Genomic DNA, 16533 nt, shown 5'->3' with positions numbered 1-16533 from the left:
CTCAACTGCCCCGGTAGGTGGAATAGCCGAACGGCGAGACCAGCAGCGGCACGTGGCAGTGCGCGGCAGCGGCCAGACCGAACGCGATCGGCACCACATCCACGAACGGCGGCTCGGGCAAGACCACGCCCTGGCCGCGAAAGTAGTCGGCCACGTCGAATTCCAGCCGATAGCATCGCGTCGCCAGACGCAGTTCGCGCAGCGCCGGACAGCGCCCATCGGCATCGGTGACGCCGGCGTGCAGCAGCGTCTCGCCGGCGAACAGGCGCACCGCGACGCCGGCAGCGGGCACGCCGCGGCTCAGGTCCAGCACATGGGTCGATAGCGTGCTCATCCGACGCATTCCTCCGCTTGCGGCAACGGCCATTGGCCGACGAATTCGGGTTCGGCGTAGTCCAGGTAGGCGCCGACGATCGCCTCGCGCTCGTCCAGGAACAACTGGTCGGCGACCGCCTTCACCAGCCGCGGCAACGCGTGCTTGAGACCGGACAGCGCCGCCGCCGACAGGCCCAGGCTCAGCAGCGCCGAATAGTTGAACGCGAACAACCCATGCAGCGCCGGCGCATGCGCGGGCGTGCGCGGCAGCAGTTCGAAGCCAGGCCCCAGATAGGGGTGCGCGTCGAGCAGCGGCACGCCCTGCCCTTGCGGCGGTCGGTAGCGATCCGACCAGCGCACGATACCGTCGGCTACCGCGGCCAGTTCCGGGCGCAGCGCCGGATCGGTGACCAGGCCGGTCGACAGCACCACGAAATCGAACTGCAGGCGCGCGTGCGGCGTGGTCACGGCCACGCCGTCGGCGTCTTCGGTCACGTGCTGCCAAGGGCTGCCCAGATGCAGGCGGAAATTGGGCCAGGCCGCCGCGCGCTCGAAGGTGTCGTTGGTCGGCGGCTGGTTGTGCCGGAAGAAGCTGGCCATCATCGCGTACTTGTCGGCGTCGGGCAGCGCGGCGAAGCGCGGGATGATGCCGCTGCGCTCCATGTGCCGGATCGGATTGATCCGCGGCAGTTCGGCGCGGCGCAGGAACACGTGCACTTCGCCGACGCCTGCGGCCAGCGCGTGCTGGGCGTTGTCGAAGGCCGAGGCGCCGCCGCCGAGGATGCCGATGCGGCGCCCGGCCAGGGCCGCGTAGTCGATCGCCTCGGAGGTGTGCGCGTAACGCGAGCGCGGCAGCGTCTGCGCCACCAGCGGCGGCACGTGCCATTGCCCGCCGCCCTGGATCCCGGTCGCCAGCACCACCTTGCGCGCGAGCAGGCTGTCGCCGCCGGCCAGGTGCAGCCGCTGCAGGCGCTGCGCCGGCAGCGGTTCGATGCGCAGCAGCCGCGCCTGGTTGCGCACCGGCAGGCCGAGCACCTCGCGGTACCAGCGCAGGTAGTCCATCCAGTCGGCGCGCGCGATCTTGCCCAGCGCGTCCCAGGCGGCCGCACCGTGGCGCGCTTCCCAGTAGGCGCGGAAGGTCAGCGACGGCATGCCGAAGTCCAACGCGCTCAGTTCCTTCGGCGTGCGCAGGGTGACCATGCGCGCGTAGGTGACCCACGGGCCTTCCTGGCCGGGCGGATTCTCGTCGATCACCAACAGGTTGGAGATGCGCTCGCGCAGCAGCCCGAACGCCGCGCCCAGCCCGCTCTGCCCGCCGCCGACGACGACCACGTCGTAGACATGTTCGGCGCCGTGCCGCTGCGGGCGGGTCCAGTCGGGGCCGCCATGGCCGAGCCACTGCAGCTCGCGCGCGACCTGCGCCGACAGCGCTTGCAAGCCGCCGGCCTTGGCGCTCACCGCAAGGCCTCCAGGCGCAAGCGCACGATCTTGCCGATCTCGTCGAGCGCGGTGGCGATCTCGGCCTCGCGCGCGTTCGCCAGCCGCGCCTGCATCGCCGCGAGTATCCCGGCCTTGTCGGTCAGCCGCACGCAGATCACGAACGGGAAATCGAAGCGCGCGCGGTAGGCCGCATTGAGCGCATGGAATCGCGCGAACTCCTCGGCAGTGAGCCGGTCCAGCCCGGCCTGCGCCTGCTCGGCGGCCGAGGCCGCGGTCAGGCTGCCGTCGATCGCGGCCTTGCCGGCCAGTTCCGGATGCGCGCGGATCAGCGCCAGTTGCTCGTCGGCGCTGGCCGCATGCAGCACCTGCAGCAGGCCGGCATGCAGATCGGCGAACGGGCGCCGCGCCGCGGCCCGTTCGACCACCCACGGCGAGTGCTCGAACAGCGCGTGCAGGCGTGCGACGAACTCGGCAGAAGGCAGCGCATTCCAGTCGGCGGCGTTCATGCGTGCTCGCCCTGCAGCGACACGTGCGCCGACACCACCTTCCAGCCGTCGGCGAAGCGCACCCAGCTCTGGCTCTGGCGGCCACGGCGGGTGGCGCCTTCGCGCAGGAACTCGGCATCGGCGGTGGCGAAATCGCGCCCATAGGCGACGATCTGCACGCGCAACAGCTGCCGCTGCGGCGACCCGCCGCGACCCTGGCGGAACGCGCGGATCGCCTCGGCGCCGTACAGCGTCTCGCCGACGCCGTAGCGCACCGTGGTCGGCGCATCGTGGAACAGCCGGTCCAGCGCGGCGACGTCGTCGGCCATCAGCGCACGCTCGTAGGCGGCGAACGCTGCCTGCACCTCGGCCAGCACCTCGGGCGCATCGACGATCATGCCGGGTGCACCTGCTGCCAGTGGCGGGCGATGTCGATGCGCCGCGCGATCCAGGCCTGGCCGCTGGCCAGCGCATGATCGACGAAACGGGCCAGCGCCAGCGCGCGCGCCGGGCGTCCGGCGATGCGCCCATGCAGGCCCACCGACATCATCCGCCCGCCTTCGGCGCACAGTTGCTCGAAACTGTCGCGCAGGTAGCGGAAGAACGGTTCGCCGTCGGCGAAGCCGTTGTAGGCGACGAACTTCATGTCGTTGGCGTCCAGCGTGTACGGCACCACCAACTGCGCGCGGCCGTGGCGGCGATCGTAGTACGGCAGGTCGTCGGCGTAGCTGTCGGCGTCGTAGACGAAGCCGCCCTCCTCGGCCACCAGGCGTGCGGTGTTGGGACTGGTACGGCCCTGGTACCAGCCCAGCGGACGCGTCCCGGCGACTTGCGTGTGCAACGCGATCGCCGCGGCGATATGCGCGCGTTCGGTCGCCTCCGGTACCTGCTGGTAATCGATCCAGCGCAAGCCGTGGCTGGCGATCTCCCAATCGGCGTCGCGCATCGCCTGCACCGCCTCGGGATTGGCGGCCAGCGCCTGCGCCACGCCGAACACCGTGACCGGCACGCCGCGTGCGGCGAACAGCCGCTGCAGCCGCCAAAAGCCGGCGCGGCTGCCGTATTCGTACAGGCTCTCCATCGCCATCGCGCGTGCGCCCGGCTGGCTGTGCGCGCCGACCATCTCCGACAGGAACGCCTCCGAGCCGGCATCGCCGTTGAGCACGCCGTTCTCGGCGCCTTCCTCGTAATTGATCACGAACTGCAGCGCCACCCGCGCGCCACCCGGCCACTGCGGGTCCGGCGGCTGCGCGCCGTAGCCGACCAGGTCGCGCGCCGTACTCATCCCTGCGCTCCGTCGGCGTGCCAGGCGGCCAGCGCCGCATCCACCCCGGCGCCCGGCGTGCAGGCATAGCCTTCGGCGCGCAGCACCGCTTCCAGCGCGCCCAGGGTGATCAGCACCTTGTGCTTCATCGCGTTGTAGCCCATCGCGCCGATCCGCCACAGCTTGCCCTGCAGCGGTCCGAACGCGGTGCCGATCTCGATCTCGAAATCCTCACGCATGCGCCGCCGTACCGCCTCGCCATCGATGCCGGCGGGAATCGCCACGCCGGTGACGTTGGCCATGCGGTAGCGGTCGTCGCCGAACACCTGCAGTCCCAGCGCACGCACGCCGGCGGCGACTGCGCGGCCGGCCGCGGCGTGCCGGGCGAAGCGCGCGGGCAGGCCTTCCTGCAGCGCCACGCGCGCGCACTCGCGCGCCGCGTACAGCATGCTGGTGGCTTCGGTATGGTGGTTGAGGCGCTTGTCCGACCAGTAGTCCATGACCATCGCCAGGTCGAAATAATTCGAGCCGATGCGCATGCCGCTGCCGTTGGCGATGTCGTCGCGGACGATGCCGCGCTCGACGTGGCGGCGCGCGAAGATCGTCTCGGCGGCGCGCGCGGACACGGTGATCGGCGCCGAGCCGGACGGCCCGCCCAGGCACTTCTGCAGGCCGCCGGTGACCACGTCCACGCCCCAGGCATCGCTGGCGATGCGCATACCGCCGATGGTCGCGGTGGCATCGACGTAGGACAGCGCGCCGGCGGCGCGGCACAGCGCGCCGAGGCCGTCCAGCGGCTGCGCCATCGTGGTCGAGGTATCGCCGTGCACGCAGGCGACCAGCTTCGGCGCGACGCGTTCGATCGCGTCGGCCACCGCCGCCATCGGCACCACCTCGCCCCACGGCGCATCCACGCTCTCGACCACCGCGCCGATGCGGCCGAGGATCTCGCCCAGCAGCAGCCCGAAACGGCCGAAGTTCAGCACCAGCACGCGATCGCCCGGCGCCACCAGCGACACCAGCGCCGCCTCGATGCCGGCGCGCGCGGTGCCGTCGACCAGGAAGGTCCAGCGGTTCTCGGTCCCGAACAATGGCCGGTACAGCGCCATCACCTGGTTCATGTAGCCGGTCATTTCCGGATCGAACTGGCCGAGCAGGTCCGCGGACATCGCGCGCAGCACGCGCGGATGCGCATTGACCGGGCCCGGTCCCATCAGCAGGCGTTGCGGCGGATCGATTTCGCCGAACAGGTCGGCGTGCAGCGGGTCAACGGACAAGGGTGTCTCCCAAGGTATCGATGAAGTGCAGCATCGCCGCCACCGCCACGTCGGCATCGGCGGGATCCACATGTTCGGCAGGATGGTGGCTGACGCCGCCGGCGCAGCGCAGGAACAGCATCGCGGTCGGGCACAGCGCCGCCATCACCATCGCGTCGTGGCCGGCGCCGGACACCAGCCGCCGCGGCGCCAGGCCCTGCGCGGCGATCGCCGTGTCCAGCGCGGCGACCAGGCGCGGGTCGCAGGGACTGGCCGGCAGGTCCTGCACGCACTGCAGCTCCAGCTGCACGCCGCGCGCGGCGGCGATGGCGTGCAGGCGCTGCGCGATCGCCGCGGCCGCCGCATCGCGCACGGCATCGTCGCCGGCGCGCACGTCGATCGAGAACTCGACCCGCCCCGGCACCACGTTGACCGCACCCGGCGCCACCTGCAGGCGCCCGACCGTGGCCACCAGATCCGCAGGACCGCTGCGCGCCACCTGTTCCACCGCCAGCACGCATTCGGCGGCGGCGGCCAGCGCATCGGCGCGCAGGTCCATGCGCGTGGTGCCGGCATGGCCGGCGCGGCCGACCAGCAGCGCGCGGTAGCGCCGCTGCGCGGCGATGCCGGTGACCGCGCCCAGCGCCAGGCCTTCGGCCTCCAGCACCGGCCCTTGTTCGATATGCGCTTCCAGATAGGCCAGCACGCTGTGCGGCGCGCGCGCCGCGCTCGGCAGCAGGGCGATGTCCAGGCCCCAGACGGCCAGCGCATCGGCCAGCGTCACGCCGTCGCCGTCGGCCACCTGCAGCGCCGCCGGGTCCAGGGTGCCGGCGACGGCGCGGCTGCTCAGCATCGAGGCCGGGAAGCGCGAACCTTCCTCATCGCCGAACGCGATCACCTCGATCGCGAACGGCAGCCGGCGGCCCTGCGCGTGCAGCGCGGCCACGCATTCGATGCCGAGCATCACCCCGAGCGGGCCGTCGTAGCGGCCGGCGTCGCGCACGCTGTCCAGGTGACTGCCGATCAGCAGCGCCGGCGCCTGCGCGGCGACGCCCTCGTAGCGGCCGAGCAGGTTGCCGGCCGGATCGATGTGGGGATGCAGGCCAGCCTCGCCCATCCACGCGGCCACGGCCGCCACGCTGGCGCGATGCGCCGGACTCAGCCAGCCGCGGAACAGGCCGTCCGCAGTGTCGCTGTAGGGCGCCACGCCGAGCGCGTCGCAGCGTGCCACCGCGCGCAGGCCAGGAACGCTAGCCGGCATCAGCATGGCCGCTGCCGGCTCAGGTGCGGCCGCCGTCGCGGCCCGGATGTGGCGAGGTGTCGCGCATGGCTGGGTTCGCTTGGAAGACGGGCGGAGCGGGACGGGCGATCGGTGCGAGCCGTGGCGTGGGTCTGGCGCGCCCAAGGAAGTTCTTTCAATTCAAAAGCTTATTTCCGAGGAATCGCAGCTTTGCCGGGGTAAAAGCACTATACGAAGCGTGCCGAAAGCCGGCAAACACCGTTTTCGCGTGCGGGCAGTGCAAAAAATGCAACGCCGACGCGGGCTGCGTGCTCATTCGCGTGCGAAGGAGGTTGTGCGTGCTGCTTCGTGCGCTTTCGAGACGGGCCTTGACTGGCGCCGGTTGGAAGTTGTCGCGGCTGAAGCCGCTCCTACAGGGAGGTCGTGGCTGGCGGTGCGCTTGCAGGTGGGGGTTTCAACCTCGACGGCTTGCGGCCGGCTCGGTTAGCGCGGTTCCAGGATGGCTTCCACCCGCGGCGCAAGCGCCTTGAGCATGGTCTGCGCGGCTCTGGACAGCTGCCGCTGCGGGGCCACGCACAGCGACAGCGTCATCGGCTTGGCCAGGCCTTCGCGCAAGGGCACGAACGCCAGCCGCCCCTCGGCCAGGTCCGCCAGCACGTCCAGTTGCGACAGCAGGCCCACGCCCACGCCCTGCCGCACCAGCGCGCGCAGCGTGCGCACGTCGTTGCAGCGGATGCAGCGGCGCGTGTCGATGTGCTGGCGCTGGTACACCACCTTGGCGTGTTCGTTGACGATCAGCGGCGCGGCCGGCAGCAGCAGGCGATGGTCGTCGAGCACTTCGTTCAACTGCAGGCTGGCCCTGCCGCTGAGCGGATGCCCCACCGGCATGCAGATGCCCAGCGGGATCTCGGCGAAGGCGACCACCTCCAGGTCGATGCCGCTGACCGGGTCCAGCAGCAGGCCGAAGTCCACCTCCGCGGCGATGACCTTGTCGGCCACCTTCTGGTTGTCCTCGGTCTGCAGGCCGAAGGTCAGGCCCGGATGTTCGTCGATCAGTTGCGCCAGCGCATCGACCACGATGCCCTCGCTTAACGCATCGATCATCGCGATCTCGACATGGCCGCGGCGCAGGCCCTTCAGTTCGTCGAACTGCTCCAGCGTGCGTTGATAGCTCTTCTCCCAGCGCCGCACATCGACCAGCAGCAACTCGCCGGCGCTGGTCAGGCGCAAGCCGCTCGGCAGGCGCTCGAACAACTGCACACCCAGCTCCTGCTCGGCCTTGAGGATCTGCCGGTCGATCGCCGACGCCGACACATGCAGCGCCTCGGAGGCGCGGCGGATGCTGCGCCAATGCGCCACTTCCATGAAATAGCGGGTGAAGCGGGAGAAGGTCGGCATGGCGGCATCGGTTCCTGTGGGGCCTGACGCTCGGCGTGGAAGCGGCTGCGTCGTCGCGCGACTGCCATGGTACGGAAGCGTCGCCGCTGGCGCCGCCTGCGCTCGTCTTGTGCTTCGCCTGCATCGTGCGCATGGCGCTTCATTGCGCCTGAGGATCGAAATACGCTTCCCAGGTCGCCGCCGACGCACGCCGCGACGCCGCCTGCCGGAAGCGCTGCATGGCCTGGCGGCGCTTGCCGCTGTTGAGCAGCGCGACGCCGAGATTGAAATAGGTGTTGCGATCGTCAGAGCGCAGGCGCACCGCGCGCTGCAGCGCCTCGGCGGCCTCGCGGTACTTCGCCAGATCGCACAACACCGCGCCCAGGCAGGTGAGCACCGCGCTATCGTCCGGCGCCGATGCCGCTGCGGCCATGAGCAGCGCCTCGGCCTGCGCGAGATGGGCGGACCAACGCTCCGGATCGCGCATCGCCGCGTCCACCAGCGCTCTGGCACGCGCGAGGGATTGGCTGTCGTGGTTCATTGCCATCGCAAGCTGCAGGCAGCGAGCGCTACCAGCCCGCCACCGCGCCATCGCTGCGCGGATCGCTGGCGCCGCACAGGGTGCCGTCGGCCTCGCGCACCAGCGCGCCGGCATGGCCCATCACCGCGCTGTAGGCCGGCAGCAGTTCGACCGCGTGGCCGGCGGCGCGCAGTGCGCGGACCACCGCCGGATCGAAGCGGTCTTCCAGTTTCAACGTGGTGCTGTCCTCGCCCCAGGTGCGGCCGAGCAGCCAGCGCGGCGCGCTGAGCGCCTGCTGCAACGGCATGCCGAAGCGCGCATAGCGGCTGAACAGCGCCGCCTGGGTCTGCGGCTGGCCTTCGCCGCCCATGGTGCCGTAGGCCATGAGCCGGCCGTCCTCGAAACGCGCCAGCGCCGGATTGAGCGTGTGGAACGGCTTGCGCCCAGGCGCCAGCGCGTTCCAACCGTCGGCGGCGAGGCGGAAACTGCAGCCGCGGTTCTGCCAGACGATGCCGCTGCGCGGCAGCACCAGCCCGGAACCGAATTCGAAATAGGTGGACTGGATGCAGCTGACCGCGCGGCCGGCGCCGTCGATCGCGCCGAACCACACGGTGTCGCCGGCCTGTGAGGGCTGCGGCCAAGGCAGCGCGCGCGCGGGATCGATGCGCGCGGCCATCGCGTCGAGCGCGCCGGCATCGTCGAGCAGCGCTTGCGCATCCAGGGTCATCCAGGCCGGGTCGCCGACGTGCGCGTCGCGCACCAGGAACGCCTGCTTGGTCGCCTCGATCAGCCCATGCAGATGCGCGTAGCCGTCGGCCTGGTCGGCGGCCAGGCGGTCGAACAGCGCCAGGATCAGCAGCGAGGCCAGGCCCTGGGTCGGCGGCGCGTGGTTGTACAGGCGCGCACCGGCGATCGCCACCGACAGCGGCACGCTGGCCTCGGCGCGGTGCGCGGCCAGATCGCCGGCGCGCAGCGGACTGCCCAAGGCCTGCAGGTCGGCGGCGATGTCGGCCGCCAGCGCGCCGCGGTAGAAATCGTCCAGGCCGGCCGCGGCCAGGCGTTGCAGGGTGGCGGCCAGCTGCGGCTGGCGCAGCAGTTCGCCTTCGCGCAACGGACGACCGGCGGCTTCGAAGATCGCCGCATAGGCGCCGGGCTGCTCGCGCAGTTCGGCGCCCTTGGCCGCGGCGATGGCGGCACCGCCGAGGGTGACCGGCATGCCCGCCGCGGCATGATGGACGGCGTCCTCGAACAGGCGCGACAGCGGCAGCTGCGCGTCGCTGCGTTGCAGCGCCAGCGCCCAGCCGGACACGGTGCCGGCGACCGTGTTGGCCGCGCCCGGACCACGCCAGGGAATCGCCGCCTGTCCGGCGTAGTGCTGCAGCGTGGCGGCCTGCGCGGCGCGACCGCAGGCATCGATTGCATGCACGCGGCCATCGGCTTCGGCGATCAGCCAGAAGCCGTCGCCGCCGATGCCGGTCATGTGCGGATAGACCACCGCCAGGCAGGCCGCGGTCGCCACCGCGGCCTCCACCGCGGTGCCGCCGTCGCGCAGCACATCGCGCCCGGCCTGCGCGGCCAGGTGATGCGGCGCGACCACCATGCCGCGCCGGGAACGCAAGGTGTGCAGCATCAGCGCGGCTCCAGCGACGGCGGCGTGGAACCGATCAAACCGTCGCGTTCCAATTGCGCGGCGAGCGCGAACAGGCGGTCCTCGCGCCCCGGCGCGGCGATCAGTTGAACGCCCAGCGGCAGGCGTCCGGGACGGTACAGCGGCGCGGCCAGCACCGGGCAACGCGCCAGGCCCAGCGGCTGGGTGAAGATGCCGAGGTTGGCGCGCGCCGACACCGCCTTGCCGTCGATCTGGATCGTCTCCTGATCGATGCGCGGCGCCGCACACGGCGTGGCCGGCGCCAGCAGTACATCGACCTCGTCCCACAGGCGCTGCATCGCGCCGGCGAACCACGCGCCGAACCGCTGCGCATCGGCGATGGCGGCCGCGGGCAATTGCAGGCCGGCGAGCAGGCGCTCGCGGGTGGCCGGATCGAAGCGCTCGCCGTGCGCGGCCAGTGCCTGCCGATGGCGGTAGCCGCCTTCGGCCGCAGTCATCACGAACGCCGCGGCGCGCGCGCGTTCGGCCTGCGGCAGTTCGCGCAACGCATTGCCGCCGAGCGCGGCATGCAGCGCGGCCAGGCCGGCCTCCAGTTCCGGATCGAGGTTGCGCTGGAACCAGCCGCCCAGGCGCGCCACGCGCAACGCGGCGGTGTCCACCGGCGCCGGTTCGTGCCCGCGCATCGCCGCGTACACCGCGCGCAGGTCGGCGACCGTGGTCGCGAACGGCCCGACCACGTCGAAGGCCTCGACGAACGGGAACACGCCGTCCATCTCCAGGCTGCCGTGACTCGGGCGCAGGCCGTACACGCCGCACAGCGCCGCCGGCACACGGATCGAGCCGTTGGTGTCCGAGCCCAGCGCGAACGGCACCCAGCGCGCCGCCACCGCCGCCGCCGAGCCGCCCGAAGACCCGCCGGCCAAGCGCTGCGGATCGTGCGGATTGGCCGTGGTGCCGTAATGCGCATTGACCGTGGCGAAGCCGTAGGCGAATTCGTCCATGTTGGCGGTGCCGACCAGCACCGCGCCGGCGTCGGCCAGGCGCCGCACCACCGCCGCATCGTGCGTGGCCGGCGGCAGCTCGGCGCGCAACGCGGCGCCGGCGGTGGTCGCCAGACCGGCGACATCGAACAGGTCCTTGACCACGAACGGCACCCCGGCCAGCGCACCGCCATCGCCGCCGCCGGCCAGCGCCGCCTGCACGCGCGCCGCATCGGCCTCGGCACGCGCCGGCAGCGCTCGCGTCACCGCGCACAAGCGCGGATTTTCGCGTTCGATCTGCGCCAGCGCCTGCCGCGCGTGCCGCTGCGCGGCCGCGCCATCCGTGCGCGTGGCGGCGACCATCGCGGCGACCGCTCCGCCGCCGTCCGCGACCGGCGGCGCGGACGGCGCTTCGAACGCCTGCAGCAGTTGGGCGTAGCCGAGCAGCAACTCGGTGTTGCGCTGGATGCCGGCGTGCCACGTCGTGGGAATCTGCATGACGCTTGTCTCTCGATGAGGGGAGCCGGCCAACCTTCGCCGCGGTTGCAGGGTCGCCTGCGGCGAGCGGATCGCGCAAGCGCGGCCGCGCATCGGCCTGCCGGCGCGCCGGCAGCGCGGCGCACAAGCGGAATCGTCGGCGGACGGAACGGCGCGACCTGGCACGGGAGCGCGCCTGCGTCGGAAACGCCGTGCACGCTGCCGGCGCCGCGCTACCGTCAGTCCGGCAACGGCACGCCCAGCGCCGGCGGTTGCGGCGCGGTCAGGCGTTCCACCAACAGGCGTTCGATCGCGTCCACGTCGACCTCGCGCACCACCTGCTGCGCCTGTTCGCCGAGGCCCGGCTGGTAGCCCGGCGCCCACGACAGGATGTCGCCGTAGCCGGGGCCGAACTCGGTGTTGGTATCGATGTATAGCGTCTCGCTGACCGTCGCCAGCTGCGGCTGCAGCCACAGCGCCGTGGCCAGTTCGTCCCACAGCGGAAAGCCCGGCTCGCGCCGGCGCAGCGCATGGCCGATCGGCGTGTCGGCGGCGCTCATCCGCGCGAGCAACTGCGGGGTCAGTTCGGTGGCGGTGGACGGGTCCACCGGCACCATCACCATCCTGCGCCACGGCGAGCGCATCACGATGCTCGCCGCTTCCGGATCCCAGCGGATATTGAACTCGCGCCGCGGCGAATTGACGAACTCGCGCGCGAACTGCCGCGCCGACACGCTGTCGCGGCGCTGCCGCGGGTTGAGGCTGCCGCCCATGTACACCAGCTCCTTCGCCAGCGACGCGAACTGCGGATCCAGCCGCTGCGCCAGCGCCAGATTGGTCAACGGGCCGGTGGCGACGATGCTGACTTCGCCGGGAAATTCGCGCACCTTGCGGATCATGAACAACGCCGCCGGCTCGCTGGCCGCCTGCACCACCGACGGATTGCCCAGCGCCAGGTCCGGCACCACGTCGTGCGCGTGGTAGCGCGGCGAACTCTGCACGGTGTCGTGCTCGATCCATTGCCTGGTCCACGCGCCCTTCCACAGCAGCTTGCCGTACAACGCTTCCCAGCGCTCGGTGGCCAGCTCGCTGTTGAGCAGCGGATGCACCGGCCCGGGCAGCACCGGCACCTCGCCGCGGCCGGCGATTTCCAGCAGGCGGCGCGTATGCGCCAGCGCCTCGTCGCGCCAGATGTTGCCGCTGACCACCGAGATGCCGAGCACCTCGACCTCCGGCGATTGCAGCAACAGCAGCTGCGCGGGAGTGAAGCCGTCGATGTCGTCTTCGAGGATGACGCGGCGGCGCGGTGCGAGGGAAGCAGCGGAAGCGGATGTCGGATCGGGCATGGAATGCGTATTGGAAGGAGGAGGAAGGCAACGCGTGTGCAGCGGGCCAAGTGAACACCATTGCGCCAGCGCTGCACAGCCCGCGCGTTGGCGCACGACGCCTGCAGCGCGCGCCGCCGGCGGACTGATCGCAGCGCGGCGGCGAACGATGGCGCGCTCCCTGCCTGACCTGCGGCGCGTTACAGTGGCGCTGCACTGAGCCTAGGGGACGGGAGAAGTAGCGTTGAGCGATCAAGCAAGCAGCCAGCGGCAGGACCGGTACCCGCGTATCCCGCTGCTGGTGCGCACCACGTCGCCCGCGCATTTCATTGCCGCGATGCTGATCGGCGCATGGCTGCAGCGCGCATTGACCCTGCCGCTGCCGCAAGGCCGTGCGCTGGCCTGGATGCAACTGGCCGGTGGCGTGGTCGCCGTCGCCGGGCTGCTGCTGTCGCTGCTGTGCCTGGCAATGTTCGTGCAACGGCGCACCGCCGTGCTGCCCGAACGCGACCCGTCCCATCTGGTGCTGCGCGGCCCGTACCGCTACACGCGCAACCCGATGTACCTGAGCCTGGTGCTGAGCTACGCCGGCCTGTGCGTGCAGATCGGCTGGCCGTGGGCGCTCCTGCTGCTGCCGTTGCCGTTGCTCGCCTTGCAGCGCGTGGTGATCCCGTTCGAGGAGGCGCGCTTGCGCGAGCGCTTCGGCAGCGCCTATGACCGCTATTGCGCGCAGGTGCGGCGCTGGCTGTAGGCAGCGCCGCACGGCGAATCGGATGGCGTCGCGTTGGAGCGCAACTGCGCTCGCCTCGGCAAGCCTTGGATCTCACTACCTTGATCGCTCTCACAACCTGCAAACAGTTCGCAGAACAATCCGCTAGCCGCGCAGCCACCAGAACGCCGCAGCAGCGGCCACCAGCAGCAGGAGCACGCCCCACAGCCACGCGCCGGGGCGATCGCCGCCGGCCACGGTCGGTGGCGTGCCTGCACGCGGTGCGTTGCGGTCGCGGTAACGCTCGACCAATTCCTTGGCCTCGCGCAGGCCCATACCTGGATGCTGCTCGCGGGTCAGCTTGATCGCCTGCAGCAGTTGCCCCTGGCCCAGCGCCAGCAACGCCGCCGGCGGCAGCCGGTCCGTCTCCGCTCCCATCGATGCCCCGGCCGAGGTCTGGCTGGCGCCGGCATGCCGGCCGAGCATCTCCGCGACCGTCTGCGCCGCACCGGCCTGCAGCCACGCGTCCACCTGCAGCTTGGCGCTGCGCAGGTCCATGCCGCTCTGCGCGCGCAACAGCTTGATTGCCTTGATGATCTCGCCACGCGCCAGGGCCTCGGCGATGGCGGGTGACGGCTGGGTCCGGTTCATGTCGCAGGCGCTGAGATGAAGACGCTGCAGTCTTGCCGCTCGCCAGTTAAGCCGCCGTTGCAGCGCAGCGGCGCGAACTCCACGTTCATCACGTTTCCGTCATTGGAATCCCATAAAGATCCCGGCATGAAGATCGAAATCTGGCAAGGCGACATCACCGAACTGGACGTGGACGCCATCGTCAACGCCGCCAACGAATCCCTGCTCGGCGGCGGCGGCGTGGATGGGGCGATCCATCGCGCCGCTGGTCCGCAGCTGCTGGACGAATGCCTGCGGCTTCCGGAACTCAAGCCCGGCGTGCGCTGCCCGGTCGGTGAGGTTCGCGCCACCGCCGGCTACCGGCTCAAGGCACGCCATGTGCTGCACACCGTCGGCCCGGTGTGGCGCGACGGCGCCCACGACGAACCGGCGCTGCTGGCCAACTGCTATTGGCGCTCGCTGCGCCTGGCCGAACAGATGGGGCTGCACTCGGTGGCGTTCCCGGCGATCAGCTGCGGAGTCTACGGCTATCCGCTGCACCAGGCCGCGCGCATCGCGGTGGCCGAAACCACCGCCTGGCAGCGTGCGCATGCGGTGCCGAAGCGGGTGATCCTGGTCGCCTACGGCGATGCGGCCTACAAGGCCTACCAGCAAGCGCTGATGCAGGTGTCGTTGCTGCAGGCGGCGCAGACGCAAGTGGCCTGAGCCGCATTCGCGCCGCTGCATCCGATGGGCGGCATCGCGCTCATCGGGCTTGGCTTGCACCCAGCCGTGTTGCTGCGATTAGTTCTGGAGTGTCCTGCCGAGCATCCCACCCAGGCCGCGCGCGTCGCGGCCGCCGAAAGACTCGGCACCGGACAGGCATGCAGTACCCGAGCGGCGAGCCTACAATGACGCCCGCGCCAAGGCCTGGCGTGCGCACCGCGGCAGTTGGCGTACACCAGCGACACGGCCTGCAGGCAACCCACGACGCATAGCGTTGCTGCGATACTCCGCCGCTCGCGCGGACGTCGCCAACGCCTCGCCCGTGCATCCAGCCCTGCTACGCAGGCGACGACCTGAAGCATCCGCTGTAGGGATTTCCCCCACACCCTGTCAGGGTGTGACGGCCGGCACGAGGGCGCGCTCAGATTTGCTCAGATTGGCCTGCAGTGGCGGCGCTACATTGCGCCAACTTCACACTATTTTTACTTCATCATGACCAAGACCTCTTGCCGTCGGCCACGTCCGAGTGCGCTGGCGAAAGCCCGGTTCGCCCTGCCCTGGGCGACCAGCCTGGCCTTGGTCATGGCCTGCCCCGCCGCCTTCGCCCAGGACGCGGGTGCCGTCCCAACCGGTACGCCTGCCGCAGCGGCGGCGCCCATCGCCGTCCAGGCCATCCGCGTGACCGGCGTCGGCGACCATCCGCGCCAGGACATCAGCCCGCAGCGCCTGCAGGCGCTGGCCGATGCGCGCCTGCGCGAACTCGGCGGCCAGGCTCTGCCGGCCCAGCTCAGCTTCGCCCAGTTGCAGCAGATCGCCGATGCCTTGACCCAGGCCTATCGCCAGGCCGGCTTCCTGGTCGCGCGCGCCTACCTGCCGGTGCAGACCATCGGCGCCGACCACAGCGTCGAGATCCGCGTCGCCGAAGGCCGCGTCGGCAAGATCACCGTCGAAGGCACGCGCCGCTACGACGAGCGCCTGATCGCCAGCCCCGCGCTGGCCCTGCAGGGCCAGATCCTGCGCCAGCAGGACCTGCAGTCGGCGCTGCTCTACGCACGCGACCTGCCCGGCGTGTCCGTCACCTCGGTGCTCAAGCCCGGCGCGCAGCTGGGCGAGACCGACGTGGTGATCCAGGCCACCGAGGACCGCCCGCTGCAGGTCAGCGTCGGCGCCAGCAACTACGGCACCGAGAGCATCGGCCGCTACCGTGCCCAGCTCGGCGTGGACTGGAACAATCCGCTCGGCCTCGGCGACCACCTCTCCGCCAGCTACGCCTATGCGCTGGATCCGGCCAACAACTGGCAAGGCAGTTTCGCCTACCAGGTGCCGATCGCCGACGTCGACGGCCTGAGCGTCAACGCCGCCTACACCCGCAGCCTGATCAATCTGGACACCGGCGCCTTCGCCGCGCTGGGCATCCAGGGGCCGACCCAGCAGAAATCGCTGGGCCTGGACTGGAAGTTCCGCAACACCGACGCCTGGCGCATGCAGACCTGGCTGCACCTGATCCAGGAAAGCTCGCGCATCCAGGGCCTTGGCGTGCTGCTGTCCAAACAGAAGTTCGACGTGGTCGAACTCGGCGCGGCCTTCCGCCATGACGACCGCCAGCGGCATGCGATCGACGCGCTGCAGCTCAGCGTGCGCAGCGCGCTGGACGACGACTCGCAGCGCACCGACTACCTGTACGCGCAGCACGACCGCCACTTCCTGGTCGCGCGCCTGGCCTACACCCGCCTGCAGGGCCTGACCGCCACCCAGCGACTGCAACTGCGCCTCAACGGCCAATACAGCGACGATGCGCTCACGCCGCTGGAGCAGTTCTCGCTCGGCGGCCCGACCAGCGTGCGCGCCTTCGCGCTCGGCGGCGCGCTGGGCGACCGCGGCTTCGACTCCAGCCTGGAATACCAGGTCGACGCGCCGGGCTTCGCCGGCACCGCCTCGCCGTTCGGCGGTCGCCCCTGGGGCGAACTGCTGACCGCCAGCGTGTTCTACGACTACGGCCGGGTCTATCCCAACGGGGCCAACCGTGCCGTGTACGACGCCGTCACCACTTTCCAGGGACCCGGCGTCGGCCTGAACTTCCGCCTTCCCCACTGGCAGGGCCTGTCGTTCGACCTGGCCGCGGCCAAGCCGACCGGCGGCACCGAGCCGGCCGACGGCAAGAACGTACGTTACTGGGCCCGCTTCGGCCTCACTTTCTGATT

The 16533-nt window shown here is 71.2% G+C and carries 16 protein-coding genes; 3 read left to right on the top strand and 13 right to left on the bottom strand.

Annotated elements, in window-relative coordinates; genetic code table 11:
* Position 1: 1 nt before the first annotated feature.
* The 12 genes from uraH to HEP74_RS04950 all read right to left on the bottom strand — a co-directional run bounded on the left by uraH (position 2) and on the right by HEP74_RS04950 (position 12309).
* On the bottom strand, positions 2-367 hold the full coding sequence (gene uraH, locus HEP74_RS05005; RefSeq protein ID WP_524540767.1) for a hydroxyisourate hydrolase: 366 nt from the start codon (positions 365-367) through the stop codon (positions 2-4).
* On the bottom strand, positions 331-1752 hold the full coding sequence (locus tag HEP74_RS05000; RefSeq protein ID WP_185816505.1) for an FAD/NAD(P)-binding protein: 1422 nt from the start codon (positions 1750-1752) through the stop codon (positions 331-333). Before HEP74_RS05000 ends, uraH begins: the two co-directional genes overlap by 37 nt.
* A gap of 17 nt (positions 1753-1769) precedes the next feature.
* Positions 1770-2261, bottom strand: a complete 492-nt coding sequence (gene uraD / locus HEP74_RS04995; protein ID WP_185815465.1) for a 2-oxo-4-hydroxy-4-carboxy-5-ureidoimidazoline decarboxylase — start codon at positions 2259-2261, stop codon at positions 1770-1772.
* Positions 2258-2638, bottom strand: coding sequence for an oxalurate catabolism protein HpxZ (hpxZ, locus tag HEP74_RS04990; RefSeq protein ID WP_185815464.1), 381 nt, complete (start codon positions 2636-2638; stop codon positions 2258-2260). The genes uraD and hpxZ overlap by 4 nt, the downstream gene beginning before the upstream one ends.
* Positions 2635-3525: an allantoinase PuuE gene (puuE, locus tag HEP74_RS04985; protein WP_185815463.1), complete on the bottom strand. Its 891-nt coding sequence runs from the start codon at positions 3523-3525 to the stop codon at positions 2635-2637. The genes hpxZ and puuE overlap by 4 nt, the downstream gene beginning before the upstream one ends.
* Positions 3522-4718 (bottom strand): pyridoxal-phosphate-dependent aminotransferase family protein, encoded by a 1197-nt coding sequence (locus HEP74_RS04980; RefSeq protein WP_255427950.1) that lies wholly within the window; start codon positions 4716-4718, stop codon positions 3522-3524. The genes puuE and HEP74_RS04980 overlap by 4 nt, the downstream gene beginning before the upstream one ends.
* 52 nt (positions 4719-4770) lie before the next feature.
* Positions 4771-6027, bottom strand: coding sequence for an allantoate amidohydrolase (locus HEP74_RS04975; protein WP_185815461.1), 1257 nt, complete (start codon positions 6025-6027; stop codon positions 4771-4773).
* Positions 6028-6483: 456 nt separating this feature from the next.
* Positions 6484-7398 carry a LysR family transcriptional regulator gene (locus HEP74_RS04970; protein ID WP_185815460.1) on the bottom strand — a complete coding sequence of 305 codons (915 nt, stop codon included), beginning with the start codon at positions 7396-7398 and terminating at the stop codon, positions 6484-6486.
* A gap of 139 nt (positions 7399-7537) precedes the next feature.
* Positions 7538-7969 carry a tetratricopeptide repeat protein gene (locus HEP74_RS04965; protein WP_255427891.1) on the bottom strand — a complete coding sequence of 144 codons (432 nt, stop codon included), beginning with the start codon at positions 7967-7969 and terminating at the stop codon, positions 7538-7540.
* Complete coding sequence (locus HEP74_RS04960) at positions 7947-9527, bottom strand: gamma-glutamyltransferase family protein (RefSeq protein ID WP_185815458.1); 1581 nt, start codon at positions 9525-9527, stop codon at positions 7947-7949. Before HEP74_RS04960 ends, HEP74_RS04965 begins: the two co-directional genes overlap by 23 nt.
* A complete protein-coding gene (locus HEP74_RS04955; protein ID WP_185815457.1) occupies positions 9527-10984 on the bottom strand; it encodes an AtzE family amidohydrolase in 1458 nt (485 codons plus the stop codon). Before HEP74_RS04955 ends, HEP74_RS04960 begins: the two co-directional genes overlap by 1 nt.
* A 218-nt stretch (positions 10985-11202) precedes the next feature.
* Entirely contained in the window at positions 11203-12309 is a 1107-nt protein-coding gene (locus HEP74_RS04950) for a nucleoside hydrolase (protein ID WP_185815456.1), read from the bottom strand.
* Between the two features lie 223 nt (positions 12310-12532).
* Between HEP74_RS04950 and HEP74_RS04945 the strand changes: the two genes are divergently transcribed.
* Complete coding sequence (locus tag HEP74_RS04945; RefSeq protein ID WP_524540766.1) at positions 12533-13039, top strand: methyltransferase family protein; 507 nt, start codon at positions 12533-12535, stop codon at positions 13037-13039.
* A gap of 123 nt (positions 13040-13162) precedes the next feature.
* Here HEP74_RS04945 and HEP74_RS04940 read toward each other — a convergent pair whose 3' ends face one another.
* A complete protein-coding gene (locus HEP74_RS04940; protein WP_185815455.1) occupies positions 13163-13648 on the bottom strand; it encodes a hypothetical protein in 486 nt (161 codons plus the stop codon).
* 126 nt (positions 13649-13774) lie between these two features.
* On the opposite strand from HEP74_RS04940, the gene HEP74_RS04935 reads away from it, so the two are divergent.
* The gene (locus tag HEP74_RS04935; RefSeq protein WP_185815454.1) at positions 13775-14332 is read left to right on the top strand and encodes an O-acetyl-ADP-ribose deacetylase; all 558 of its coding nucleotides are present in this window, start codon (positions 13775-13777) and stop codon (positions 14330-14332) included.
* Positions 14333-14824: 492 nt separating this feature from the next.
* Positions 14825-16531 (top strand): ShlB/FhaC/HecB family hemolysin secretion/activation protein, encoded by a 1707-nt coding sequence (locus HEP74_RS04930; RefSeq protein WP_185815453.1) that lies wholly within the window; start codon positions 14825-14827, stop codon positions 16529-16531.
* Positions 16532-16533: the final 2 nt, after the last annotated feature.

The sequence above is a fragment of the Xanthomonas sp. SS genome (genome assembly GCF_014236835.1).
Taxonomy (GTDB): domain Bacteria; phylum Pseudomonadota; class Gammaproteobacteria; order Xanthomonadales; family Xanthomonadaceae; genus Xanthomonas_A.
Note: the sequence above shows the minus strand (reverse complement) of the source record. Positions and strands in the feature narration are given on the sequence as shown.